The 25479-nt window shown below is 49.7% G+C and carries 18 protein-coding genes; 14 read left to right on the top strand and 4 right to left on the bottom strand.

The genetic code is table 11. The features are described 5' to 3' along the window. The first annotated feature begins 1 nt into the window (after position 1). From H735_RS21375 to H735_RS21420, 10 genes are all read left to right on the top strand, one after another. Entirely contained in the window at positions 2-3133 is a 3132-nt protein-coding gene (locus tag H735_RS21375) for a hypothetical protein (protein WP_020195276.1), read from the top strand. A gap of 2 nt (positions 3134-3135) precedes the next feature. Then, positions 3136-3480 carry a hypothetical protein gene (locus H735_RS21380; RefSeq protein WP_012219872.1) on the top strand — a complete coding sequence of 115 codons (345 nt, stop codon included), beginning with the start codon at positions 3136-3138 and terminating at the stop codon, positions 3478-3480. Between the two features lie 3 nt (positions 3481-3483). Next, a complete protein-coding gene (locus H735_RS21385) occupies positions 3484-4908 on the top strand; it encodes a baseplate J/gp47 family protein (RefSeq protein ID WP_020195277.1) in 1425 nt (474 codons plus the stop codon). Positions 4909-5019: 111 nt separating this feature from the next. Further along, positions 5020-6696 carry a hypothetical protein gene (locus tag H735_RS21390; RefSeq protein WP_020195278.1) on the top strand — a complete coding sequence of 559 codons (1677 nt, stop codon included), beginning with the start codon at positions 5020-5022 and terminating at the stop codon, positions 6694-6696. A gap of 4 nt (positions 6697-6700) precedes the next feature. Beyond that, positions 6701-7138 (top strand): hypothetical protein, encoded by a 438-nt coding sequence (locus tag H735_RS21395; RefSeq protein WP_012219881.1) that lies wholly within the window; start codon positions 6701-6703, stop codon positions 7136-7138. Positions 7139-7141: 3 nt separating this feature from the next. After that, on the top strand, positions 7142-7696 hold the full coding sequence (locus tag H735_RS21400; RefSeq protein WP_014980790.1) for a hypothetical protein: 555 nt from the start codon (positions 7142-7144) through the stop codon (positions 7694-7696). A gap of 110 nt (positions 7697-7806) precedes the next feature. Next, complete coding sequence (locus H735_RS21405; RefSeq protein ID WP_020195279.1) at positions 7807-8409, top strand: defense against restriction DarA-related protein; 603 nt, start codon at positions 7807-7809, stop codon at positions 8407-8409. Continuing rightward, positions 8406-9914, top strand: a complete 1509-nt coding sequence (locus H735_RS21410; protein WP_020195280.1) for a defense against restriction DarA-related protein — start codon at positions 8406-8408, stop codon at positions 9912-9914. The genes H735_RS21405 and H735_RS21410 overlap by 4 nt, the downstream gene beginning before the upstream one ends. Positions 9915-9919: 5 nt before the next feature. Further along, positions 9920-10231 (top strand): hypothetical protein, encoded by a 312-nt coding sequence (locus H735_RS21415; protein ID WP_012219924.1) that lies wholly within the window; start codon positions 9920-9922, stop codon positions 10229-10231. Continuing rightward, positions 10206-11975 carry a hypothetical protein gene (locus H735_RS21420; RefSeq protein ID WP_020195281.1) on the top strand — a complete coding sequence of 590 codons (1770 nt, stop codon included), beginning with the start codon at positions 10206-10208 and terminating at the stop codon, positions 11973-11975. Before H735_RS21415 ends, H735_RS21420 begins: the two co-directional genes overlap by 26 nt. Before the next feature lie 45 nt (positions 11976-12020). Here H735_RS21420 and H735_RS31725 read toward each other — a convergent pair whose 3' ends face one another. Then, positions 12021-12584 (bottom strand): hypothetical protein, encoded by a 564-nt coding sequence (locus H735_RS31725; protein ID WP_020195282.1) that lies wholly within the window; start codon positions 12582-12584, stop codon positions 12021-12023. A 165-nt stretch (positions 12585-12749) separates the two neighbouring features. Further along, a complete protein-coding gene (locus H735_RS21430) occupies positions 12750-13502 on the bottom strand; it encodes a hypothetical protein (protein ID WP_152447602.1) in 753 nt (250 codons plus the stop codon). Positions 13503-13812: 310 nt separating this feature from the next. Between H735_RS21430 and H735_RS21435 the strand changes: the two genes are divergently transcribed. From H735_RS21435 to H735_RS29680, 4 genes are all read left to right on the top strand, one after another. Further along, on the top strand, positions 13813-20748 hold the full coding sequence (locus H735_RS21435) for an SNF2-related protein (RefSeq protein WP_161624575.1): 6936 nt from the start codon (positions 13813-13815) through the stop codon (positions 20746-20748). Positions 20749-20835: 87 nt separating this feature from the next. Then, on the top strand, positions 20836-21252 hold the full coding sequence (locus H735_RS21440; RefSeq protein WP_020195285.1) for a hypothetical protein: 417 nt from the start codon (positions 20836-20838) through the stop codon (positions 21250-21252). A 138-nt stretch (positions 21253-21390) separates the two neighbouring features. Next, on the top strand, positions 21391-23052 hold the full coding sequence (locus H735_RS21445; protein WP_139045304.1) for a portal protein: 1662 nt from the start codon (positions 21391-21393) through the stop codon (positions 23050-23052). Then, positions 23045-24076, top strand: a complete 1032-nt coding sequence (locus H735_RS29680; protein WP_020195287.1) for a hypothetical protein — start codon at positions 23045-23047, stop codon at positions 24074-24076. The genes H735_RS21445 and H735_RS29680 overlap by 8 nt, the downstream gene beginning before the upstream one ends. Positions 24077-24195: 119 nt before the next feature. On the opposite strand, the gene H735_RS21455 is transcribed toward H735_RS29680, so the two are convergent. Then, positions 24196-24534: a hypothetical protein gene (locus H735_RS21455; RefSeq protein WP_020195288.1), complete on the bottom strand. Its 339-nt coding sequence runs from the start codon at positions 24532-24534 to the stop codon at positions 24196-24198. Next, positions 24527-25186: a nucleotide-binding protein gene (locus tag H735_RS21460; RefSeq protein ID WP_020195289.1), complete on the bottom strand. Its 660-nt coding sequence runs from the start codon at positions 25184-25186 to the stop codon at positions 24527-24529. The genes H735_RS21455 and H735_RS21460 overlap by 8 nt, the downstream gene beginning before the upstream one ends. Positions 25187-25479: the final 293 nt, after the last annotated feature.

Genomic DNA, 25479 nt, shown 5'->3' on the forward strand with positions numbered 1-25479 from the left:
CGTGACTATCAAAGAAACACAACAGGCAGAAATTGTCGTAGACCCAAAAACACTGTCACCTGAGCAACAGGTGACAGATGCAACCCAGCAAGAAGAGGATTATCAGCCTAAAATCCTCGCCATTCTTGATAAGATTGAGTCAAACACGTCTGCTCTGTTACGTCGGGAGCCATTGGCTGGTGGCTCAACGTTGATTCAATCTTCTACGCATCAAAACAACACTGATTCAGTATCAAAAAAGCATCAATACAATACTCAACAAGTATTTAATGCTAACAGTGAAGCTGCGCAACGTCCTGTATCACGTCAGGCAGAGAAAGTGCCTGAGTCTGGTCGCCTCCATCAAGCATTGCCTGCCACGCAAAAAGCAACTGAGCGTGATTCTCAAGCACGGTCAGTCCAAGCCAGCGACCATACGCAGCGCACCGGTGACAACGAAAGCCAGCAGCGAGAGAGTGAGACTCAAGTCGTTATTGCAGGCGGTGAAAGCAAACCTCAAGAGACGGACAGCCAGCCAAGCAAAGTCCCTGATGCTGGGGCGAAAGCCGCCCAACAGGTAGAGTCAAAAGGCAACCGTCAGGCTTCCGTTACGCCAGCGCTTGCCACGCCTGTTCAGAAAAAGGAACAGAAACCGCGCCATACTGCGCCGTCGGTATCGCCGGCAGCGGAGTCGAAGCCGACCCTCGCACAAAAGCAGCGTGAAATTGAGCGTTCCGAACCGCAAGCATCGACTCAATCAGTCGCCAGCACTGATAGCCAGCCTCAAGATAATGCGCCAGATGATAAAGAAAGTGTCACTGCCAGCCAGCAGGCCCAAGAAGAGCAAAAAGAAAAGCGAGAACGCTCTGGCTTACTGAAAACGGTCGGGGACGTCTTCAAAAAGGCCACAGAAGAGCGCGAAGAACTGGAAGCGGGAGACACGGCCACGGATGCGGCAGGCTCAGCAATGGGCGGCTCCCTTTGGGAAGCGGCAAAAGAGGTCAAAGAGGCGACTGACGATGTAAAAAACAGCTCCCTCGGTCAAAAGGTCCTTGAGAAAGTCACAGGGAAGAAAGTTGACAGCAACGAAGCAGGCGATCAGGCTCGTGATGATGCATCATCCAAAGAAGCATTTGCGAAAGACAACCCCCACGGGCCAGTCAGGGACGAGAAAGGGCGATTCATTAAGCGAGCTGAGGCTCAGGCCCTAAGCCATCCCGCTCCACCTTTGGAAGTTGAGCAAAAAACAGATACCCACAAAGCACTAAACGAGTATCAAGATAATACCAAAAGAAAAGACGAATCCCGTCAAAGTGAGGGGCATTCACGCGCTGTCGATGAGTCTAGTAATCGCAATCATACTGCCACTGTTCAAACTCAGCAGCAAACAGCAACCAGCAAAGAAGCATCGAGCCATACGGCGACGGATAACCGTCAGGACAGCACGCATGATGAAAATACGACCCAGCGTGTTACTCAGAAGCCGACCTCAGAGCTTGGGAATAAGCACCTGCAGATTGCCAGTCAGTCACACCATACTGACGACTCTCGGGAAGAGATCCAAGGCAATAGCCGCGAGCTGCAAGATAACCATCGCCAAACCGATCAAAGTAGTGACAGCCGTTCAATTGATACTTATAGGGTATTAGACAAACATCAAAACAACACTCATAAGCAAAGTGAGTCTGATCACCAATCCAGCACACTGGACAGAGATAGCCAGCGTTCTGCCAAGACCAGTACTCATCAAGCGGATAAAAACAGTGACAACCGTCTTTCTGATACTCATAAAACATTAGATAAGTATCAAAACAATACTCAAAAGAGCAGGGAAAGCCACACTCAAAAGCAAAGCGAGTTGGACCGCCAAAGCCGTGAGGTCGGTACGCACAATCAAACCAGTGTCACGTCTGCCAATGTCGTCAGAGAGAGAGAGCAGACCCGCAGCAATGAAGCGATTGCAGATCGATTGGATGAGCAGTACGACCTCTCTCAAGACCAACACAAAGAGCTAATCAAAACCATCGACAAGAAAGAGTTCGGTGGTGAAGGTGGTGGCTCTCTCATGGACAGCGTGAGTGAGCTGTCAGATATGTTTGGTGGTGGTGATAGCAAAGAGAAGGGGGGTGGTAAGCGACGTCGAGGCCGAGGTCGGAAAGGACGTTTAGGCTCTCTAATTGACCGTTTTAAAGGCGGTAAGAGCGCAGCAGGTAATGCATCGGCTCTAAAAGGCGCACCAACCACCAGACTCGGGCGTGTCGCTCAGGGTGTGAAGAATGCAACGGGAACGTTAGCCAATTCAGGTGTGGGCAAAGCCGCTGGTGGCGCTCTGAAAACCGTGGGTTCTGTTGCCAGCCGCGCCGCTGCACCCGTCGCCGCACTGGCAACTGGGTACTTCAAATACAATGAGGTGAAAGACAGAGAAGATCTGACCGGTTCACAAAAAGCGGTCCAAGTCGGGGCCACCACAGCAGGCTCCCTTGGTGGCGCCAGTGCCGGCGCGGCCATGGGGGCCGCTATGGGTTCGGTGGTTCCTGTTGTTGGTACTCTGGTGGGCGGTTTGCTGGGGGCTGCAGTGGGTGGCTGGCTTGGCAGTAAAGGGGGTGACATTGTTGGTGAGGCGATCAGTGACAAGATGGAAGGCACTGACGGTAAAACACGCGCAGAGCGAGAAGCCGAAACTCTTCAGTCTACTACTGAGTCGAGTGAGTCCGTTACAACCAACGGCGATAAGTCGGAGCTTTCAACGAAAAATGCTGAATCCGCGCAGGTAGTGGCAACCAGTCGTACAGAATCTAGCGCTCAAGAGGCTGGCGCCGTTCACACCTTGCAAGCCTCTGAGGCAGCAGTCATGCCTGAGCAGTTAAAGGCACCTCTACCTGAGATCAGCCCTTCCAAAGCGGCAATGAGTCAGACCAACAACAAGGAAACCCATACCGAGAAAACGGAAACCGTAGCCAAGATTGATGAGAAAAAACTGGGTAAAGCGATTGTCGATGCAATGAGTAAAGCTCAGCAACAAAGCGGTGTTAGTGCGCCCGCTTCCGGCCCTCGCTATGCTGCTTCTCAGTCGAAGTCGGCATCGGTTCCCGCACCAATTAAAACCGAGTTCGAAGATAAAACGCTCGTGTTGATGGCACATGACAGGATTTAACAATGGAAGAGCTTAATCACCTACTCAACGTTGACAGCACAGGCCTTGCCGTCGCATACGATGGCAAGGCCATGAACAACAACATAGAAGAGTGGTTTGAAAATCCAGAGCACACCATTGCGGATAACCCCGCTTGGGGGCACAACTTGGCGCCGTTTCAGTTTTGTGCGCAAACAGAAGACGACGCAGTGATGATGGAAATGGCGATCGTGGAAAAGTTACCCCGTGACGTTCAAGGCGTTGTTATCAAGGGGATCCGTGTGACCTTTCCAGACATCGATCTTTGCCGCATTGTGATTATCCATCAATACGGCCTGTACGATAATCCCAACATTCCACTGAGGTAGCCAATGAGCAATCTTGACAACAAGGCAGAAGCACGCGCTTCCTTTACCGACATCATTCGCAAAAAGCCGGTATTAGAGCCGTTGGCTGACAGTCAGGTCATGCAGGGCGTCAATACCTTTCAAAACCTCGCTTTGGAATACGCGCTACACAAGTTGGAGCGAGCAAGGCAGGAAGGGTACCTGAGCACGGCATACAACCGCAGTTCGATACTGGCGCTCGCAGAAGACCGTCAGTATATTCCACGAAAAGCCGCTCCCAGTCGCGGCCAGATCCGGATCCGGAATAAGCAAAACCGTGACCGAAGCGTCATGGCCTATTTTCCTATTGTCTCGGAAGATCAGGTTTACTACATGGTCAATGAGAGTGTGCGTGTGGCCGCTGGTGGCGAAGTGGTGGTGGATGGCTGTCAGGTCAAACGTCACGAGCTATCGTTTGTGGTTGAAAAAGAGCAGCCTTTCCTTGAGTTTGAGTTTGGGCGAGCCATTAGTGTCAATTTGCATAAATTCAGAGTGTTTGTGGATATGGGTTCCGGCGCTGAAGAATGGTACCCAACGAACCGGTTCCGTAATGCACGCGCGGATAAAGTCTTTGATGAGTTTTACTCACACACCGATCAGGTCGGTATCCGATTTGGTAATAACATCTTTGGCCTTGTGCCAAGCAAAGGGGCGCAGATCACGGTTGAGCTGTGGTTGACTGAGGGTGACACCAAGCTGATGCCTAATCAGCCTCTGACGCCTGTCGATGATAATGCCGAAGACATCGAGTTTGAGACCGCTTCTGTCTTTACGGGCGGTGCAGCCAGAGAGGAAACCGACGAGCTTCGCCGTAACGCTCTGTATTACCCGCTCTATGATGATAACCACGTTTGGGATGATGACTACCTGTTCTTTATCAAGCAGCACTTCCCCGAGGTGATATGGGGCAATGTGTGGGGAGAGGCCGAGCAAGAAGAAATGGACGGCGAACTGAAGTTTGAGAACGTCAACAAGATATTTCTCTGCGTCTACGCGCCGGATAACCCAAGTATCGGCGGTGAAATTCAGGCATACATGCAAAAGAACATCCCTCAGTTTAACCGTCGGTACCACAACGTGCCCGTGGACGAGCAAGCATTCACAGCCAAAATTACCGGCAAGCTTCTACGCAGTATCACACTGACTGATGCTAAGAAGCTGATCAGCGATACGCTATGGAACAATTACGGCAAAGATGCCAGCAGACGCAAGGCGAAGGCGCTAAAGCGCGACCTCTATCGCCTGATGAACGGACTCAACATCTTTGAGAGCGAAGATGATATTGAGATTGAAATTATCGGCCAATCGGAGCCGGAAAATCTCAAGCAAATGATATACATCGATCTTGATGCCACTATGAACCTGCTCGATGTCGACTATACAAATAACGCAAGGTTAAGTATTTACTAAGTATTAAAAACACACCTAATAAATACCCGTCTTAGGTAAAAAATCTTTTTGTCGTGGCGGGTGCTCACCTGAAACCGTACTCTCATTCAAGATTTTGAGTGAGGTTTTCCCGTGGCTGAAAAATGGTTAGTTGAGCGTCTGACAAAGAGCAAACAAAGCTCTCCCCAATGGGTAGCGCTGGCTGAGGCATTGGAAGAATACTGGGATACCCACTTTTTCAATGAGCTTCAAACCTTTGAAGACAGCAAGAACATATTTACCGCCAGTGAGGATCACCTCAATCAAAAGATTGCCGAGTTTGGCGATTACTTTGATACAGCCCTGCCGATCGACGAATCCGGCAAGCGCCTCTCTATCTCATGGCAACGAGACAACATCCACGAAAAAGACACCATCGTTCCATTCGTCAACGCATTGCGCGTTAACTTCGCAGGTTTGGGCGTGACGTGGGAGCCGTTGTACTCCAATAAGAGCCTGCCTTATGCCCGAGATAATCTGTTCACTGAGCAAGAGGTCCAGATCAAGAAATGGGATCTCAATGATTTCTGGATGACCTCTCGCGGCAAAATCGCCGTCGACTTAACGCACCTGCACAAGCTGGGAATGGCAAAAGAAACCTTTATTGCCATTGCTAAACGAGAGATTGAGCGCCTGAGACCGGCTCACATCGTGTATGACGGTGAGCTTTTCATTCTGACCATCAACTTTGACTATGCGCCGCAAAGCTACCATGTCGAGCGACAAACGATTGGAGAAAAGGGTGGCAGCATGGTTTATCGCCTCACTGCCTCATTTGACGACCGTCCCGCTGACGTACCTTGGCTGGATGACAGCCCTCTGTATGTGGAGCACCGAAGAGGCACCACAACGAGCGAAGCGGATTTTGTTATTGGTGGTATGTCGTGGTCTCTCGACCTGTTTGTCGATCTGGGTGGTCGTCGTGTGCCATTGGCCGGAAAGGAAGGCGACATCATCAATGCCCTGCAGGAAATATCCAGCATCGAGCGTTACATTCCTGTTCAACATGCCGACCTACCACTGTCGGGCGCCTCGTTGACCGCGACCCGCTATCCTTGCCTGAATTTCAGTATGCATTATCACTTTGATGTGGTACCCGCAGACAGTATTCAGACCGACGCGAATGAGCCTATCCACGGGCAAAGTCGCACAACCGTAAAACCAACGGCGATCAGTTACCGGCTGGGCGCGGATTGGTCACTTGACCTGTTTTTGGTTACGCCGTCAGGCTCAGTCCCGCTTGCGGGGAAAGAAGGCGAGTCGCTGCCACCAATGAAGCAGCACCGAACGCAACATCGAGCGTTTGAAGCAAAGGTTAATCCGGCCAGTCAGTCGGTGATCAAACAAAAGCAGTCATGCCACGCCATTGATTACAGCGCGGGTTCCGGTCAGAGCCACGTCATATCAAAAGCGCCATGGATGAGCTATCAGCTGGGTGCTGATTGGTCTCTGGACCTGTTTATCACGACGCCTTATGGAACGGCGGCCATTGCTGGTAAAGAGGGCGATACCTTACCACCAACACGCCACCACAGGCTCAAGCTGCGCACATTTACAACGCAAGTTGAGCCGCTGAGCAGTACCCATTTCAAACAAACGCAATCATTTTGCTCTGTGTTCTACAGTGCTCAAGTTGATTGCATTGTTCGAGAGTTTCCGTCTCAGCCTTATGAGCTAAATCAGCCGGCTGAGATTAATCAAAATCCGTGGCTGGGATTTGACGAGATCCCAGCTGACTTTGCACCGTTAGACACACCACTTTGGAAATAGCGCTATGTCAACAAATCAACCATGGCAGATTGCAGAGCTACTGCCTCGTTTTTACGAAAAAAACGCTCTCTCAATTGCAGGACTGGCAAGCCAGTTCAAGATCGTAAAATTTAAATTCGGTCATGACCCGTTGCTGGTGGACGACAGTCAAACCCCACCGGCCCTATCACCGTTCGATCCGGCAGGGACCGATATTAAAAACGTTTTCTACGAAGGCACCATCAATCCTTCCGAAGACGTGGTTTGGGCGAATGGCCGCTTGCTGTTCCGCTGCATCATGCCTGAAAACACATTATCCGAGCCGAAGCAGTACAGCCAAACCGGCCTATACGACGCAGACGGCGACTTAGTGGCAGTCAGTATTGATTTGCCTGACTGGGTGACACCGGAAGAAGGCATCAACACGCACCCATACGTTAACTTCCCAATTTCCGGAGAGTAATGGATGAACACATACCCACAACAACCGTTGGATGATCTGAGAGTAGACACGGCATGGCGTGAAAACTACTCAGGGGCATCCATGAACCAGAAGCTGCACGGCCTGTTGCCAAAAGGGGTGTACTCAGGCTTTGCGGTCAAACCAAAATCGGGACTCACCGTTGAAGTCTCTGGTGACGATCAGAACATTGCGGTACTGGAAGTCGGCACGTATTCACTGACAGCCAGAATGCCAAGCAATGTAACCAAGCAAGTCACACTCACTGCCGGCAAAACGCAGTATGTCGTACTTGAAGCGCAATACGCGATGCACCAAGCCTCAACGATTGGGGTTTATGTGCGAGATACTGTGCCAAGTAATGCCATTATGCTGGCCAAAGTGACACTGCCAGCTGGCGCCACGTCGGTTCCTGCAGACAGTATCGAGCTGGCTTTGCCGTCTAAACCTGTCACCGCTGCCGATTATGCCGAACTGGCCGCTTACACCATCGACAACGGTCGCCGGACCTTGGAGCTTCAAGAAGAGCTGAACCAGCTCAAGAAGACACTGGGGCTATAATTCTTACTCCCTCACGCCTTGAGGGAGTAAATTTTCCTGTTGATGCGATCCCACCACCCGCGCTCTACCATCGAACTGTTAACAACACAATCACAGTGTGGAGCGTTCCCGTGAGTTACTTATCTTTCGATTATGCCCAATTCAACGAAAAGGGCCTGAAGAAAGTCATTGACGAATTTAAGCGTCAGGATCTTCAGGTCACAAGTGTTGAGGCGGACAACAAAGCCAAACGACAGTCTGGTGTTCAGACGAAAAAAGCCACCCTTCATTTTGCTGATGGTCAGAAGCTCATGCTTCAAGCGACTGCGCAAGGGGCTATCTTCCAAGTTCGTCTTAATACGCGAGTCATTCCGATCAAGCATGTTGACGATCTCAAAAAAGCCGTGGCCGAGATCGCCGGCAAAGTCAGTGCAAACAGTAAGCAGTTTCAGAAAACCCTGAAAAAACGCGCGTCCAGAGCCAGTAGTGCAAGCAAGGACTCAACCAGCCGCGCCAAAACCTCGCTGAAAGCTCAAATTGCACTCGCTAAATCGGACAATCAAGAGTTGGAAAGCTCTGTTCAGGAAAAGCGTCAGCAAAAACAGACGCTGGAAGAAGCTCTGCCGGCTAAAGAGCAGAGAAAGTCCGATATCAGTGCGCAAATCACCCAAGAATACTCGGTTTCCGAGCAGCTGGAAGCCGAACTGAAACAATTAGAGGAGCTGACCTCATGAACCCAGTGAACGGATTAAAAGTTTACGCAATGCCAGATCCACTGGCAAAAGGCTTTACACGCTCTCAAATCAAAGAAGCCATGTATCAGTTAACGGCAGATCCGGAGCAAGAGGCATTGATGCTGGAAGCAGAGCCGTTCGCAATCATGGATGCGGCCTATGTCGAGGGTGAGCGAGTGGAAGCCCACGACGGCTTTATTCTGGATGCGGTCACAACCAGTTATGCGACGTTCCCGCGCACGATGAAGGCCCTTGCTCGGGCGCTAAATCGCTCTTTGTCCAGCAGCAACATTACCGTAACCGATCATGAGGTTGGAGAACCGAAGAAAAACAACCTCTTTGCAACGGTGGCCGCGCAATTCATCCTCAGTGACGGTCAGGCCGTCAGTGTGGTGTTTCATGCCCCAGATGAAGATCCCAAAGTGTTTAAGCCAGATGATGTCGTGATTGCGTTTCGCTGGCTGCTCAATAAGCGCGACATTACCCAAGTCGTGGCCCCTGAAATGAATAAAGGGAAAATGCGCGAAGTCTCCCTGTCTACGATCGGTAAACGCATTGGCAATATTGCCGCTGCCAACTCAGAAACCTTTCAGGCCAAGCAAAAAGAAGTGACGGAATCGCGCAATGAGTTAGCCAGCCTGCAGGAATCGTCCAACGCTTTGCTGGATGAACTCAATACACTCACGACAGAAGTCGCGCAACTGGAAGGCCGAGACAAAGAACTTGAGCACATGGTCACTGTGAAGTCAGACGAGCTGGCCGAGCGCCAGCGCTACAACGATAGCCTGCGTGAGAAGATTGCCGCTCTGAAAGCAGCGCAACCAGAGCCTGAGCCATCACCCGAGCCATCACAAGGCGAAGGAGAGCCTCAACCAGAAGAGAATACGGCCTTAGAGCGCTTTAAACTGGTCGAACCTTCATTATTTAAGGATGTCGTGGCATCAATCAGCACCATTGCAGCTATTGACCGAGGTGAAGAGAAAGGGTTAACTCGCTCACTCTTTGTAAGTTCGATTGTTAACAAGTTAAAAACTCGACATAACAATGGGCAATCCGAAGTTGTTGATGCTGCACTGGATTTTATCTCTGAAGCGCAAAAGTCTCTCGATAAGCCGATCATTTCCGCTCGAAATGGGGTTTGGTCTTTACATAGCAATGCCGCTGGCAGTAAGGAAGAGAAGGATGAGAATGCCGCACCGGATGCGCCAGAAACACCGTCAACGCCTGAAGACACGCCGACAGAGACGCCAGACACACCGGATGAGTCCCAAAAAGGGGAAAATGACGACATGAATGAACAATCTGTAGGTGATAAGCCCCAAGCGGTACTAACATTAGAAAATATCGTCAATGGTGTACATGATGATGTTGCTGCAGATGATGTGCTTGAAATGATAGAAGAAGCCAGCGAAGAGTTAGAAAAACTGGGGCTGGTGGAAGAATACGATGCCCTGATCGGCTCAGCGGTAGAGAAATACGCAGAGCTTGATGAAAAGCAGGAGTAATAAGCATGTTGTCTGGTGTAGAAAAGCTCAAGCTGGCAAAGGAGATACGCCAGCTAAGAGCGCAAATTAAAAGCGCATCAATAAAAGGGATTGAGAAGTTGAAAATTGCCAAGCAAATAAAGGCAATTCGCGCTCAAATTGTGGGTGGTGCTCAAAAGCTCGCTTCTCGGCTTGATGAACTCATAGGGGGTAAGTTTGATCACCTAGAGCCAGTCAAGTTTATCGCTATTGTGCGTGAAATTTCCGAAGAGTCGGGCGAATTTGAGTCCGTTAAGCAACCAGTAATTAACTATGTCGAAAAAAGACTCCCAGCCTAAAAAGAAGGCAGTCATTTCCGCCATGCAAGCGTCCAGTGAGATTGACGGCCTGAGTGCCGTCTTTCTTGCGGCCTTTGGGGAAGTGATCAGTGCCCAGACGCACCAAGCGAAGGCACTAAAACAAAAATTAATCGACACCGACGATGACTTAGAGAAATTCCAAGTGTGGCGGGACATTGTTTCGCTGCAAGTTGAATTGAGCCGGTATAACGACCACCGGTTGGAAACCATTTCAGAGCAGGGCGCCGACCTTAACAGCTTGCGACAAGCCTATATTGTCCCTGACGATCTTGATGAAAGACAGCGCCATTCTTGGCAACAAAGCGGCGAAAGCTTCTTGAAAGCGGTGATTTCTCCTGAGAAGGCGCAATCACTCAAAGATGTCGCGCACAGCATCAATGAGCTATTGCGCAGCAATCCTGACATCAATGAAAAAATTGAACGTCTCGAAAGTGAGTACATTTCGCCACTGGCTGAAAAGGCCAGAGGGGTGATCGGTCAAATTACAGAAAAAGGGCAAAGCGAAGCCCTGATGTCCGAATTCGAAATGATCCGCTCAGCCATTGAGTCTGCACACCGGACCCAAATTGATCCAGTTCTCATGGCGTCCAGTGGTGAGCTGGACCAAGCTGCCAAAGCGCAGCTGCAGTCACTGCAAGAGCAAAAGAAACGTATTGGCACTGAACTCATGTCCAATGTCTATGACGCGCTGATTGAGCGCTCAAGCGTTTCTCAGGAAGAAGCGGACCTATGGGCGTCAAAGCAGGAGATCAGCGCCTCAGCGGTGGCGAGAATGCGCAAATCGGGCTATCCCGAGTCTGAGGTGCGCCGTGATATGGCAACCTACTACCGATTGATCAGCGGACGGCTCGACAATGTTCGCCTTGTCACTACCGGCAGTAAGCGTGCCAGCGCAATTATTAATACGGCCACGATAGATATCGACCATGACTTTGACCGGCGCACGCTCTTTCATGAAATGAGCCATTTGCTCGAAGCGGATGAGTCCGTCAAGCTGGCAAACCAACGCTTTATCCAAAAACGTGCCTCGGGAACCCCACAGCGATTGAGCGAACTCACCAATAACCGCTCCTACAAAAGCGACGAGGTGGCGATCCCCGATAACTTCTACTCACCGTATGTCGGCAAGGTGTATGCGAGTGGGGCTACCGAAGTGGCGTCTATGGGTATTCAGCAATTTTCATCACTGGAAAGCATGTACGCCCTGTATGACAGCGACGAAGAAATGTTCACGCTTATGGTTGGCATGATGACAGGCGTTAACGACACCTTGATACAGCGCCAGAAAAAGCAGCTCGAAAGACAGGTCCATGGTGATGCTTTTGGTACTGCCGTTAAGAAGATTGTGGACAAGCTATCATGGCACGACGGCCATCGAATGAGTTCAGATGAAGCATGGCAGCAAGCACTCACTGGGAAAGGGAAAACCAATGCTCACAATAAGAAGTGGGGATGGAAGCGCACCCTTGGAAGTTGCGAGCTGTTCCCTGCAAAAGCCCCGCGCCAGCGAAAGCAGATATATGGTGTAACAGTGGCTGGTGGTGACGACACACAACCGAAGCGGCACTTTTTCAGAGAGAAATTGCAGGCAGAGATTTTCGTGTATCTTCACGAGTTGTCTACCAGAGATATTAAGCCGTTACCTCAAAGCGCCTTTTATCTTGCCTGCAATAATCAAGCACCAGATTGGTATCAAGTTGATACTGAATTACCACTTATCTAGTACCTATTCCGGCTCCTTGCCTGAGACTTGGAGCCGGTTTAATGCTCACTCGCACCCAAGCACCCTCGACATGCCCTCAACTACGCTCAGCCGGATACGAGCCAATGAAAGCTCACGTTTAGCCTGCGCCAGTCCTTCCTCAGCCATTTCCTTGGCTGACGATGACACTTTGGCCTCACTGTGTAGCACGGGGAGGTCTTTCTCGGTGAAAAACTCCAATACATGCGGCTGAAAAAGTTCAACCGGTGGCGTGGAGTAGCCCTGATGCACCGCTCGTTCGTAAATTCGCTCGAACTTGTCAGAGTTCGTGTGTTTACAGTAGGTCAGAAACCTATCTCGCATGGTCCGATCGGATACGTTAATCATGACGGCAGCATCATGAATGCGAGCGCCAAGAAAAATAGACAGGATCGCTTTTCTCGTCTCTTCACCGTAGGGGGAAAGCGTTCCTCCCTTCGCATGAAAAGTTGAGGGCGAGCCATTCTGAATCGCTTCATTCTCTGAAATCGTGACATCCGTTTCCCTGTGTCCTGCAGACTCAATAAAGCCCGTTCCAAAATCCGATTTCTCAATATGAGTTATCACAGTATGAAAGTAGTCACCTAGCACTACGTCTTCTCCTTTTTCTTATTATGGAAGTACAACCTTTGCACCAACATAGATACTGTTTAAATATACAGTATCTTACAGCTTTTTTATATAAATCAAAGACTCAATAAGGGCGAGTATGCATAAGAACCCGTATGTTGTATGTAGACAAAAACGTCCACAAACCTAACGAATACGGAATGAGTCGGTCTTGGTGATTAGCTTGGTTGATGAGCAAGTAGACAATAAAGTGCGCAGCTCAGACACGCTGTAGCCGGTCTTATCTCGTATGCGTGCCTTCATTGATCGAACGGTAGAAGGCGTTACGCCCAGTCTTTCTGCGGCCTCCTTGTCAGAGAGGCCCATGCGCTTACAAAAGATAAGGCGCGTTTCCGTCATGCTTAGGGGGTTTGCGAGATCGGCAAAATCGGGCACCTTGACGTGCCTAGATTCGGTAACGCGAAAGAAATCATTAATCAAAAATGTGGTGCCCATCAAATTTCCGTTGAGGTCCACTAACGGGTATTTTTGAGTTTCAATGGTATGCAATTTGACACTACTGCCGAAAAAGTAATCGCAATCTGCAAATACCATAGCTTGGCGCTCTTCCATAATGAGCTTATCTTGGATGGCATATCCTTGAGCGACTTCATCACTGACACACGTCGGCATTTCTTCTAAGCGCTTACCATAAAAAGCGTAGCCGCAAGGCAGGTCTACCAGCTCGCGGTAATGGCAATTCATCACAAGGTACTCAGAATCTAGCCCTTTGATCCCCGCCGGCCCAGGATATCGCATCAACTCAGCCACAAGACAATCACAGAGCACGAACTGGCCCGAGTGGATGCCGTGGTGAATCGACGTATCCTTTCGGGGATAGCATCGTCGACACAGGTGTTTGTTCTTCTCTAAGCATTCATTATAAGTATTTGCGGCCATTCTACCCTCTAAAGTTTTACAAGACCGCCAACTGCAAAGCGTAATTTATATGTTAATTATTATATTAATTTATAGTGTAGGCCAATTTCGGACAGTTTTGTGTTGATGCCCGTATTTATGTGCCTTGTTACCCTCCTGATGGACATTATTGTTTGCCCATCAAAAGGAGGATGGCGAACTTCCCGCCATAAACTGAATGTACAAATTCTTAATAACAACCCCTTTTAAATCAGAAGTTTCCATTCTGATTAACTCCGATTGGGACCAAAAATCCCCCGTCGAAATGGAAGGCTCAGACGATGACCAATTGATGATCAAAAATTTCATCCGTTTTCATGGTATGACCCCCGATGGACGTATTGCCCAGCTCCCTGAAATGACGCCAATGAGTGCTCATTACTCATTCACCACCAAAGCGGCGACAGAGCAAGGCTTCACCATTAAGTTTATTCAAGGTGAGCAAAAACCATACCCGCACCGTGATGTGGTGTTTGATAGCGCGGAAGATGACGAGCCATCGTTCACCACCAAACCGCAATCATTCAAACTTCAGGACCGATACCAATTCCAAGGTTTGCCGATTTCTATCGAAAACAAAGCAGGCACCAAGCGTGCCGGCGTGGACCCAGATGGTAGCGAATGGTCCGTCGCAATGCATTATGACTACGGATACATAAGATCGACCAAAGGCACCGACCAAGAGGGTATTGATTGTTATATCGGGCCAAACCGTAAAGCCGATCACGTCTACATCGTCAAACAACACGCGATCGAAAAAGTGAAGCAGTGGCCATCGAAATACTGCCCACAGTGTAAAGAGCACGCTCAAGACTGCGCCTGCCCTGAATTCTTTGATGAAGACAAAGTAATGCTGGGCTTTGATAACAAAGAGCAGGCGAAAGCGGCTTACCTCAAGCAGTACGATTCCGATCTGTTCTTGGGGCCGATCTCTACGATGCGTATTGAAGACTTCAAGGAAGCGATCGCTGCGGCGGCTGGGGATGAGTTGGACTTGCCATTGCAGTTCGTGCATGACCATGCCGTTTTAGATAGCGCCACAGATGAGCAAATCCAAGCCCTGCAAAGCGCAAAAGATATCAATGAGTTAGAAGTTATTTTTAACCAGATATTCCAAGCGGCCAGTCATGATGGCGATCGTGAGTTTGGCTTGAAGGCCAGCGGCGTCAAAACGCGAGAAACGATCAACAGCAAAGTAAAAGCGATCGTTGATCGAATAAAAGCGGCGAATTGGGACACAAGCAGCCTGACAGCAGAAGATTACGATCTGCTCGTGCAATATTCTGGCCGTGGCGGCTTGAGTGAAAACAGCCAGTATGAGTACTACACACCGACGTACATTGCCGAGGGATGCTGGGACTTGCTGGGGGCCAATGGGTTTGATAACGGTAACGTCTTAGAGCCGTCTGCCGGTGCCGGTGTATTTAATGCCACCAAACATCAAGGCGTGAAGATGACCGCAACGGAAATCGATCCGATCAGTTCTGCCGTCAACAAGATACTTCACCCAGAAGACAACGTATTTAACCAGTCATTTGAGAAAATGGCCGTTGAGTCACCAGATAACCACTTTGACTCGGTGATTGGTAATATCCCATTCGGCAGTGCCCGAGGCGCTTCTGCGCACGACGACCCCGATCATAAGAGTGAAAAGCTCATCGAGCGCTACTTCATCAACCGTCTGATCGACAAAGTGAAGCCAAGCGGCCTGTTAGTGCTGGTGGTACCGGTCAATATTGTACGTGAACGTGGCAAAGTGTGGCAGAAATGGCGCGCGAAAATCAGCAAGAAAGCGGAATTCCTTGGTGCGCACAAGCTGCCAAGCAAGACGTTTGGCAAGCAAGGTACGGGTGTTGTTACCGACATCATTGTGCTGCGCAAGCACTCTAAATCAGCCGCTGAGAAAATTGCTCAACTTCCAATGGAGCAGCTGCAATCGTCCAACGTGCTTTGGGATACCTTTATTGAAGGCAAATGGTGGGAGCGCGACGGCAAGCCGTTTATTCACGGTAAGTTTGTCCCTAAAGACGCCAGCAAAGTCCGTGATGATGACAAAGTGATCCGTGATGCCAGCGTGACCGATGCAGCGCTCAAGCGCAAACTGGCGGCGAAATTCCACTCCCGTATCGACTGGGAAGCGCTCGATACCGCCGAGCCGGTGATTAAGAACTATGTCGAAGGCGACCGTCGAATGATTGATGAGCGTATGCACGAGTTCACACGCGGCAACTGGGAACCGGTTGACACCCTGCATGGGACCACAACAGCCATTGATGAGAAAAAGTATGGCGTTGCCTCTCTCGAAGCGCTGAAAGGGCTGCTTGAGAGTAATCACGGCCTGATGTCACTGTCGGTTAAACAGGCGTTTGCTGCGATGAAGGCATGGGGCCATTTATTTAGCAAACCGCAGAAGCAAGCCATTGAGTTTGCCATGACGCAACCCAGTGATGAGTATCGAGAGCAAATCTTCCGAGGTTCGCTGATTGGTGCTGATTTGGCGCGTTTCCAAAATGACACCAACCAAGGCAACTGGGACGCAACCGAGCAAATGCGACTGCAGGAGTTGGTGGCCAATGAGATCAACAAATACGGCCATCCAAAACAAAACAAGGGGCTTATCCTCGCCGGTGAAAGCTCGCGCTATTTTGGCGTGTTCTCAAACGCGATGGATGAAAACGGTGAATACTCCACCTTGCTAACCGGTGATGTCAGCACGAAAGGACTGTCATTTGACGACACCAATCCTCACGCTATCGTTGAGCACCTATACCTGCGTGAAGGCATGATGCATATTACGTTGGAAGATGTGCAGCAGCTGTACAAAGGCAAGACGCCTATCCGCTCTTTGTCGGATCTGGCTGATGACAAAAACCTTGCTGTCCACCCTGACGGCCTGCTTATGCCAATGAGCCGTTTTTGCTCTGGGGATGTGTATCAGAAAGTGCTCACCCTTAGCCATGCACTCAATGTTGAAACCGATCCGAAACTCAAAGCGAAGTACCAACAACAGCTGGAAGAAATCGAACAGCGTCGCCACAAAACCGCGCCAGAAAACATTGCGTTCTCGATGCGCCACAAATGGATTGATCGCAAATACGTGCTGGAATTTATGCACGAAAAAGGCTACTCAAACCTTGATTACCTTGTCGAGAAAAAGCAGCTCGCTAAAGACGATGATACGGACGAAAGCTACGTTGAAAACGTTCGAGAGCGCGATACCAGTTCACCGTTTGGTGAGTTTGTGGGCTATGACGATACCCAAGGCTTCAACAAGCAGCTGAATAACTGGCTTAACGGCGGCAACGTCACCAGCTCGAAGCAAGAGTATATCGAAGAATACAAAGAGCGTGTTTCTCGCTTAGACGAAGAGTTCCGTCTCTGGATGCAGCAGCACCAAGACATTGATGATCTAACCGAGCTATATAACCAGAAATTCAACTCATACATCCCGTTTGAACACTCAGATGCGGATTTGGGGCTGGAAGGCGTCAGCGCCATGGTTAAGCCACACGGCTACCAGTGCTCCGCTGTACGTCGCCTGTCTGAAGATGGTTCGGGTATTCTCGGGTTTGATGTGGGCTTGGGTAAAACCTTCAGTGCCTTGGCATTGGCCGCCTACAACAAGCAAATGGGCCGAGCCAGTAAGACTCTGATCGTCGTACCTAACTCAGTGCTGGCGAACTGGTACCACGAAGCCAAGATGTTTCATGGCAATCTGGATAACGCTTTGTTCGTGGGCTTTAAGCCAAAACTGGACAAAGAAGGGCAAATCCAGCGTGAGCCGGTCAAAGACGAGCAGGGCAATCCGAAAAAGAATAAGCATACAGGTGAAATTGAATATCAGGATACGCTGATTAAAGAGAGTGCCGAAGAAATCTTCGACAAGATGCACCAGATCCCACAGACGTCAAAATCACTGGTCGTTATGACGTTTGAGAAATACAAAGAGATTCAGATGCGCCCTGTTAGCAAACACAAGTATGCCGACAAGTGGGTGGAGAAATCGCTTATTTCCGATCAGATGGCCGCAAGTACCGTTGCTGGTGATGATTTCAGTCTGGGCAAAGGCAAAGACAAGATCAGTTACAAAGAAGCGGTACGAAAAGAAGCCCTGCAGCAGCGCTTCCTTGAAGATGGCGGACACAAAAAAGGCGAATACCCGTACTTTGAAGATATGGGCTTTCAATCGGTCATTATTGATGAAGCCCATGCATTTAAGAACAGCTTCAAAGCCGGTGATAAAACAGGGAACATTGCTTACCTGCCCAATCCGACGGAATCCCAGCGTGCTATCGACATGGCAATGAAGATGGCCTACCTACGCGACCAAAACGAAGGCCGAGGCCCTGTTCTATTGTCCGCAACGCCTGTCACCAACTCGCCGCTTGAGATTTTCAACATGCTGTCACTGGTGCTGCCGGTAGAAGAGTTTGAAAAATTCGGCGTTTATACTGCAGACGATTTTGTCCGTGTGTTCGGCAAGGTAGAAACCGTTGAGAAAATGACGGTGAAAGGCGAAATCGTACAAAAAGATGGTCTGGTTGGCTTTCAAAACTTGGATGGCCTGCGCAACCTCTTCCACCGCTACACGCTCATGCAAAACGCTGAAGACGTAAATCTGGCCCTGCCGGATGCGCCTGAGTCTCATGAAAGCGTCGACATGACCGACGCGCAAGAGTCGGCCTACGAAGCGCTGCGAGAAGAGGCCAAAGAGGCCAGTAAGCCAGCACGCCAGCGTAGTGCGAACGCTCGCGCTCTATTTGCCGTGATGCGTGATATGGATAAAGTCACAACGGATATGGACCTGTTCAATCAGACCATGACGTTCACTTTCCCTGTATCGAAAGCGAAAGCAGTCGATCAACTCATTGCCTCGCTGCCTGCCTCAATTGAAGCTGAGCGCCTTGAACAAACCGAGGACGGGGAAGAGGTTAAGCGTAAGGTATCCATCGAGCTTGATTATCAGCGCCACGAAGAAGGGGAATCCATCGTGCTGGTGGTCCCTGACGTTTATGAGCAGGCAGTGCTTGACGGATTGAATGATGCGGCCATCAAGCTGTCAGATGTCGGCCACCCGTTAACGCCTAAATACGCCAAACTGATCGCCAACCTGCAGGCAGAGCTGGAAGTAAACGGTAAGCAGATTGTCTTCACTGAAGAAAAAACGCAGCACCATAAGCTCAAACGCATCATCGTGAACCAGTTGGGCCTTGATGAGAAGCAAATCGGCATCATCAACGGCGCTGACGCTGCCGGCGCGAAGCTTCAGCGCATTGCTGACTCTTACAATGCCGGTGACATCAAAATCGTTATCTGTAACAAAAAAGCTGAGGTCGGGGTTAACCTGCAGAAAGGAACCAGTGCGATTCACCACCTAACCCTGCCGTGGACACCAGCCTCTATCCAGCAACGCAATGGTCGTGGCGTCAGACAGGGCAATACCGCTTCTAAGGTCAGCTTGTATTACTACCTTGGTAAAGGCTCGTTTGATGGCTACCGCCTTGATCTGCTTAACAAGAAAAAGAGCTGGATGCGTGACTTGTTCAACGGTACTGAGTCAGAAGCCGTCAACGGCAACGCGATCGATAACGATGACTACCTTGATATGTTCGAAGCGGATCCGGAAGCGGCTAAGGCAAAACGCATGGAGCGTCTGGCCCAGAAGCAGGCAGAACGTCGCCGTAAATCGGATTTGAAGTGCGCGGTCGATTTGTCTCAGGTCATTGGCCTTCGAAGCCAGTTAGCCAGCTGGGAAGCCGACAAGGCAGAAGACTATAACCGCTTGGTTGAGCGAAAAGACAAGGCGCAAGCTTCTCTGTCGAGACTCAAGGAAAAGGGCGAGGATAGCGGCAAGGCTGAGCAGGCACTGGCGCGAGTCAACAAGATGCTGCAGGATCACGAAGCCAAGTGGCAAGATGAAAAAGCGAAACTGGAATCTCGCTTATCACAACGCCTAACCTTCCTGAAGCAAAAAGCGAGTGCCGGCGAACTGCCTTTTGACAGTGGCATTATTGAAAACCCAGAAACCGCCATCGTGGCACGGGATGGCAGCGTCCTGACCGTCGGTGATTATCTGGAAACGGATTTCGGGGCCATTTTACGTATTGAGCAAGTCGATCAGGCCACCCGAGCTGTGCAGTATTCGGTCCCGATCGGCAGCGTGTCTTACTACTGGTGGGGGCGCCGTAATGGCGAGCACATGAAAGCTGAGCTGGATGCTATGCCAGAAGGCTTGAAGCGCGTTTCTTTGACCGACGATGAAGTGAGAGTGAAGCAAATGTTGTCCATCACATACTCTTACAGCACATTGCCGAAATTGAAGAAAGATCAGTTTGTGAAATACCGTGATGAGCTTCAGCTGCAGAGCTACGGTAACTTCCTGTTCCGTGTCGATGGGCAACTGGTACTGGCCAATGCGGATCAACATCCAAAAGAGCAACTGGTGTTTCCTGATACCACTGATAATGCCCTCAAGCGTGAAATTGCACTGCATTACCTGAAACTGCGCCGAGAAGATAAGTCTGTCTTTGCATGGCGCGAAGTGGTGAAGCCGTTCTTTGGCGATCACTACGAGCAGGAAATTGCAGAGTACGGTCACAAAGCCTCTCAGGCTGAAGTGCTGTCCATTTGCGATCAGGCATGGACCGACTACCAGCCGACGCTGGCTGAAGGTATTCAACTCTCGGCATCGCTCAAGACACAGCCTGAAGCTATCGCTAAGCACCAAGCGTACCGATACGCCCGTCAGGATTTCCAAGAGCAGCTCGAAGACAGAGCGGCAGAGCTGGGTGATAACCGCATGGAGATCAACCGCTGGGTGCGCGAGTTCGTCGCAGGGTTGGAGAGCAAACTGCTCGATGACGCAGAAGCGGCCAAACGACAGGCGGCAGATGCTGAGCTGGAAGAGCTGAAGCAAAACCCAGCATTCAAAGCACTGCCTGAAGAGGTTAAAAAAGGCTTTAGCGATATCGGCATCACTGCCCGATATAACTATAAAGACGTATCTATCCCTCGCAATGGTCGCTACCGTGCGCGAACGCTGCCGGCTTTCCAACATTTCTTCCTGCAGGATAGAAATGGTAAGGCAGGCAAGCTATTTGCGGCAAAAGACATTCTCAAAAACCGCTTTGGTGCTAAGTTCTGCACTGCCGAAGGGGATTGGGATGGCAGCTGGTGGTACTTCCCTGCCAGTGTTGATGTGGCAGAGGTGTATGAGATTATCGCTTAACACCTAACAGGTATCAGACAAATACTTATTTAACACTCTTAGGGTATCTGCTATATTGTAGATACCCTATGGCAAGGAACCATAATCATGAAAATTAAAATCCCAACACAAGCAGAGCTGAAGCCGCTTTACGATGAGGCGGTAGAAGGCCAAACAGAAGCGCAGTGGATGGAAACCTTTCTCGCTGCCGTCGCAAAAATGCTGCGTAAAAATCCACTTTGGTACCGCGCCTACGGGATATACTGGTGGGGGCTAAAACAGATGCTTATCGAGCGTGATCTGATTTCGTCTGATTTTATTGATGCTGAATGGGCAGAAAAGGTCCAGTACGAACAGCCGGCCTATCACTTGCTTGCCGCATTTGCCTATCATGATGAGCGTCAGGATATCGGTGCTTTGGAAGATGATACGCACGTTATTGAGCTTGAGGATGGCGCCATTGACAGCTATGTGCTGATTGACGAAGACTTTGAGCTTGTTGCGGTCGCTAACGCCATATCTTAATGCATTAAAAGGGTATCAATTCGATACCCTTTTAATATTTCTCTAATACCTCCCTTAACACCATCAACAAATCTGTGTTGATGCACCCCTGATCGCCCCTCGTTACTCTCTCGATGTTAATTAACAGGCGAGAGAATCATGGCTGAGAACAAAAAGAAAAGGAGTCTGCTCTCACGATTATTCCATGCAATGGTGGATGATGACCAAAACGGTCATTTAGAGCTGGCGGAATCCGGTTTCGATTATGAAGACGCTGGGAAGGTTGACGAGCTTCTTGGAAAAGAAGGCGCGCACTCTGAGTCAGAGACCGAAAAGCTCATTGAACCATTTCCACGGAATCGTCGTGCAGGCTACTTGAGATTTGAAGAGATGGCCGTCGATCCAACCATCGACAGCGCTCTAAAAATGCACGTCGCCAACGCTCTATCTGCCAAAACGGATACGGGAGAGATACTGTTCATCGCTTCCACAAAGGATGGAGGCGACGACAAAATAGTCAAAGACCTGAGAAACACTGTAGGTCGCTGGCTCAATGATAACGCTGAAGCGGTTGCCTTTCAGGCGGCCAAGTACGGGTTAAGTTACGTTCGCCCTTACACTGAGCCGCAAAAAGGGATCACTCATATTCGGTTTGACCATTACACCCATCCAGCCCATATCCGCTGTTACGAGCGAGCGGGGCTTTTGTGTGGTTACACATCCAAGTACCAACGCAGTCTTGAGAAAAAAGGTATGGTTGAGCTAATGGAGCCGTGGAAATTCATTCCGTTCAAGATCCCGAAGTGGGACGGTCACGGCAGCACGCTGATTGAACCGGTGCGCCTTAACCCTTTGGCGTTTGATATCAATGACGATGATTACCTGAATGAAGAGCCGATCGAGACGCAAGACTACGGTTCGAGCCTACTACGTTCAGCTTATGATCCATGGGTAGATTTAAACGAAGCTATTCTCTCGCTTAACTCAGCGCGGAAAAATGCCGCCAAGCGGGACCGGTTTATCACTATTCAGACCGGTAAGAAAAACCCAACGCTGGCCGCTCAGTATTACAACACCATTCTGGGCGCTTTGAAGCGAAAATTAAACCTGTCTGCTAAGCGCTCAGCCAAGCGTGGACATATATCAACGATCGACAACCATATTCTGCCTGTTACCGCTGACGGCTCTGGACAGGTCAACATTCAGACCGAGCAGTCCGACGTCAATATCAGCCATATTGAAGACGTGAACTTTCATGTGAATCGCTTGTGTAGTGCATTGGGCGTTGATAAGTCCCTTGTGGGCTTTACCGAAGACATGGCCGGCGGACTCGGGGAAGGTGGCTGGTGGACACAATCTATGGTTGCGGCCATTAAGGCCAATCTGATCCGCCGAGCGATTAAAGCAGGCGCGGAACGACTCTGTGAAATCCATGTGCTGATGAAGTGGGGCAAGGTCTACACAGAATCGGATAAACCATGGCGAATTGAGTTCAACAGCCTGAACAACGTGCTGGAACGCGAAGAAGCAACGGCGCGTGAGTCACGGATTAACTTTGCTATGTCGGTCGTCACCCTCATGCAAATGCTGGATCCGGAACTCAACAAGTTTAATTTCAAACAAACCTCAAACTGGTTGTTTACCGACGTATTGCGAGTGAACGAGGAAACCTTCAAACAGCTCATTGAGGCTGCAAAAGAAGGGGACAAGGATGAGGTCAACAAGGTTCTGGACTCGGTTTCTGATCCAGATAGCCACAATCAACTGAAAACGATGATTTACAGCTGCATTGCAGAGCTGATGGGAGAGGAAAATGTCTAAGAAAATCCTGCAAAGTATCACCTGTACCTTCAACATTTTTGATACAGGTCGAAAGTACACCGGCAAACAGCGCGGTTACATTCTGGATAACGTCAAATCGGTCCTGAACTCGCCAGAGGTACAAGAGCGATTGCGTTTGCGTGAGTTGGTCGGCTATGTGTCACATGGTTTGCGAGAAATGGCCGGCAAGCTCACGCTGGGGGAAACGTTACCGGTTCACCTTCCTAATGGGCAGATGACCGTGGTTAATGCTATCCCCGCCTGTGTCACCGTGTCGCTGTCATTGGATGACGACGGCAACCTGACTCACGTTCAAGAGGTGCTGGACAATGACGAGGGACGTAAGCTGCTTGGCCTGCATAACTCTCGTATTGGTGGCTTTTCGTGGGCATGTGGCGGCGGCAAGCTGGGTGGTAATACGCTTATCAATGGTTTTTATGGCTTCGATTACGTGCATAACCCATTATTTGCGGCCAACCGTGGCTATGTGCTGGATTCTGAGTCGTCAGAAGAGGAATTTGACCGTCAGGCCGTCCTCGACAACTTGAGCAGTGCCGGCGTGCCGGATGACGAGCGAGAAATGGTGCTTGATTCGTTCAATGCGGCCATTGCCTTTGAGTCGGCTCAGTACAAAGGGATGCTGCTTGATGCCCAGCAAGTGATTGCCGATCAGGACGAAAAAGCCCAAGAGCTGCAGCAGTTGTTAGACAGTGCTTCTCAAGAGACTGAATCTCTGAAGTCTGAAAAGACCAGTCGTGAGCAGTTTTTTAAGCAGCTCCAAGAGCGTAGTCATATTGCAATCAGCGATCAGGTTCTGGATGCGCTGATTAATGCGGACAGCGAAGAGAGTATGGAAACCGTTCTGCAGATGATCATGGATACTGCCAATATCAGTGCGCAGCACCTGCCAATTGCGCCACACAAGAAAACCTTTGTGAAGCAGCAGCCAGATTCAGCCGATCAGGCGGATAAGGACGATCCATTCAGTATCAACGCTTCGATGGACGCAGGCTATTACGACTGATGCCTTGCCAGACCGCCGCTGGCGAAGCCAGCGTGTGTTCTGAAAGGGTTTTAGGAACTTTGTTCCTATGTTAATAGTATGGTTTTATCCCAAAAAAAAGGAGCCAACCGGCTCCTTTTTCATGCGTCTTTTTTCTTTTGCTCTTTGAGTGTTTTTTCTATCAGCTTGCTCATGCCTTCAGCGATCAGCACTTGGCAAAGGTGCTTACGGTTCGCGTACTGTGGGTCCAGTTCTGCCAACTTGGTGCCCCATTCGCGGTAATACTCGTTCAGGTTGATGTGAACCGGCTTCTCTGAAGCTTTTGTTTTGTCAGTCGCTTCTAAAACTTCATACCATTCCAGTTGAGCTTCTTCTTTTGACTGAGAGCCTATGTCACCGTTGATGAAAGCATCGGCGTCTTTTTTGGCTTCTTGGTTTTTACGGATAGGTTCTCTAAATCGCTTTTCTTTGTCAGCCATTTGCTTTCTCCAGTAATTCTTCAACTAAGGCGTTCATTTCTGCCTTCGCTTTTGCATCGCTCATTTCTCTTACGCCTCGGCCAATAGCGTAGGCATCGCTGTAAACGACTCGGTTGTATGCCACGGTTTCAAGCACACCCATTGAGCTGAATTCTCGCAGTGTGTTTTTGGTGAAAGTAATATCTTGCTCTCTCGCTGTATGGGTCGGGGCAATCGAGATCATGCAAAACGCTTTCAGTTTAGAGTTGAAGTCCATGGCAGTATCAATCAGATCTTGTACTTCCAGAATGCTATCCCTGTGGTCCTGAGTAGGACGGAAAGGGGCAAGTGCAATGTCAGCTGCTAACAGGCCGCTGCGCATTTCTTGTGTACGTGTTGGGTCAATGTTTCCCTGCACATCCACAATCACATAATCGTATTTGGTATCCAGCTCCTGCAGGGTTTTAGTGATCTTCCCTTTTTTCTGGACACAGAAGATTGCAGGTTCAATACCTTCTTCTTCACGGTAGGCGCCAAAGTTGGCAGTTGTACCACCTGGGTCTGCATCGACCAGACAGACTGAATGTTGACGGTGTGCGAGTTCTACGGCCAAGTTTTGAGAGCAAATAGACTTCATTGCTCCCCCTCTTTGCCCAAAAACCAAGATAATCATGAGCATCTCCTTCTTTTGTGTGGGCTTATCATAGCACATCAAAACTAAATTGATACCCATGCGACACCACAAAAACACCTAGTAGGTATCTGGTAGATACTTGATTAGTGTTTTAATAAAAATAGGAAAAAGAAAAATTCGATTGATTAGGCGAAGCCGATCGTGTGGGGTTGGTGGGTAACTGCGTGCAGTTATCCACAAATCCATGCGATAGATCCCAATAATAAGATCCCTTTTTAAGTACCAAATAGATCCCTTAAAAGATCCCTACCTCCTTAAAGCCTTGTGTGGCC

The organism is Vibrio owensii CAIM 1854 = LMG 25443, assembly GCF_000817815.1.
GTDB lineage: Bacteria > Pseudomonadota > Gammaproteobacteria > Enterobacterales > Vibrionaceae > Vibrio > Vibrio owensii.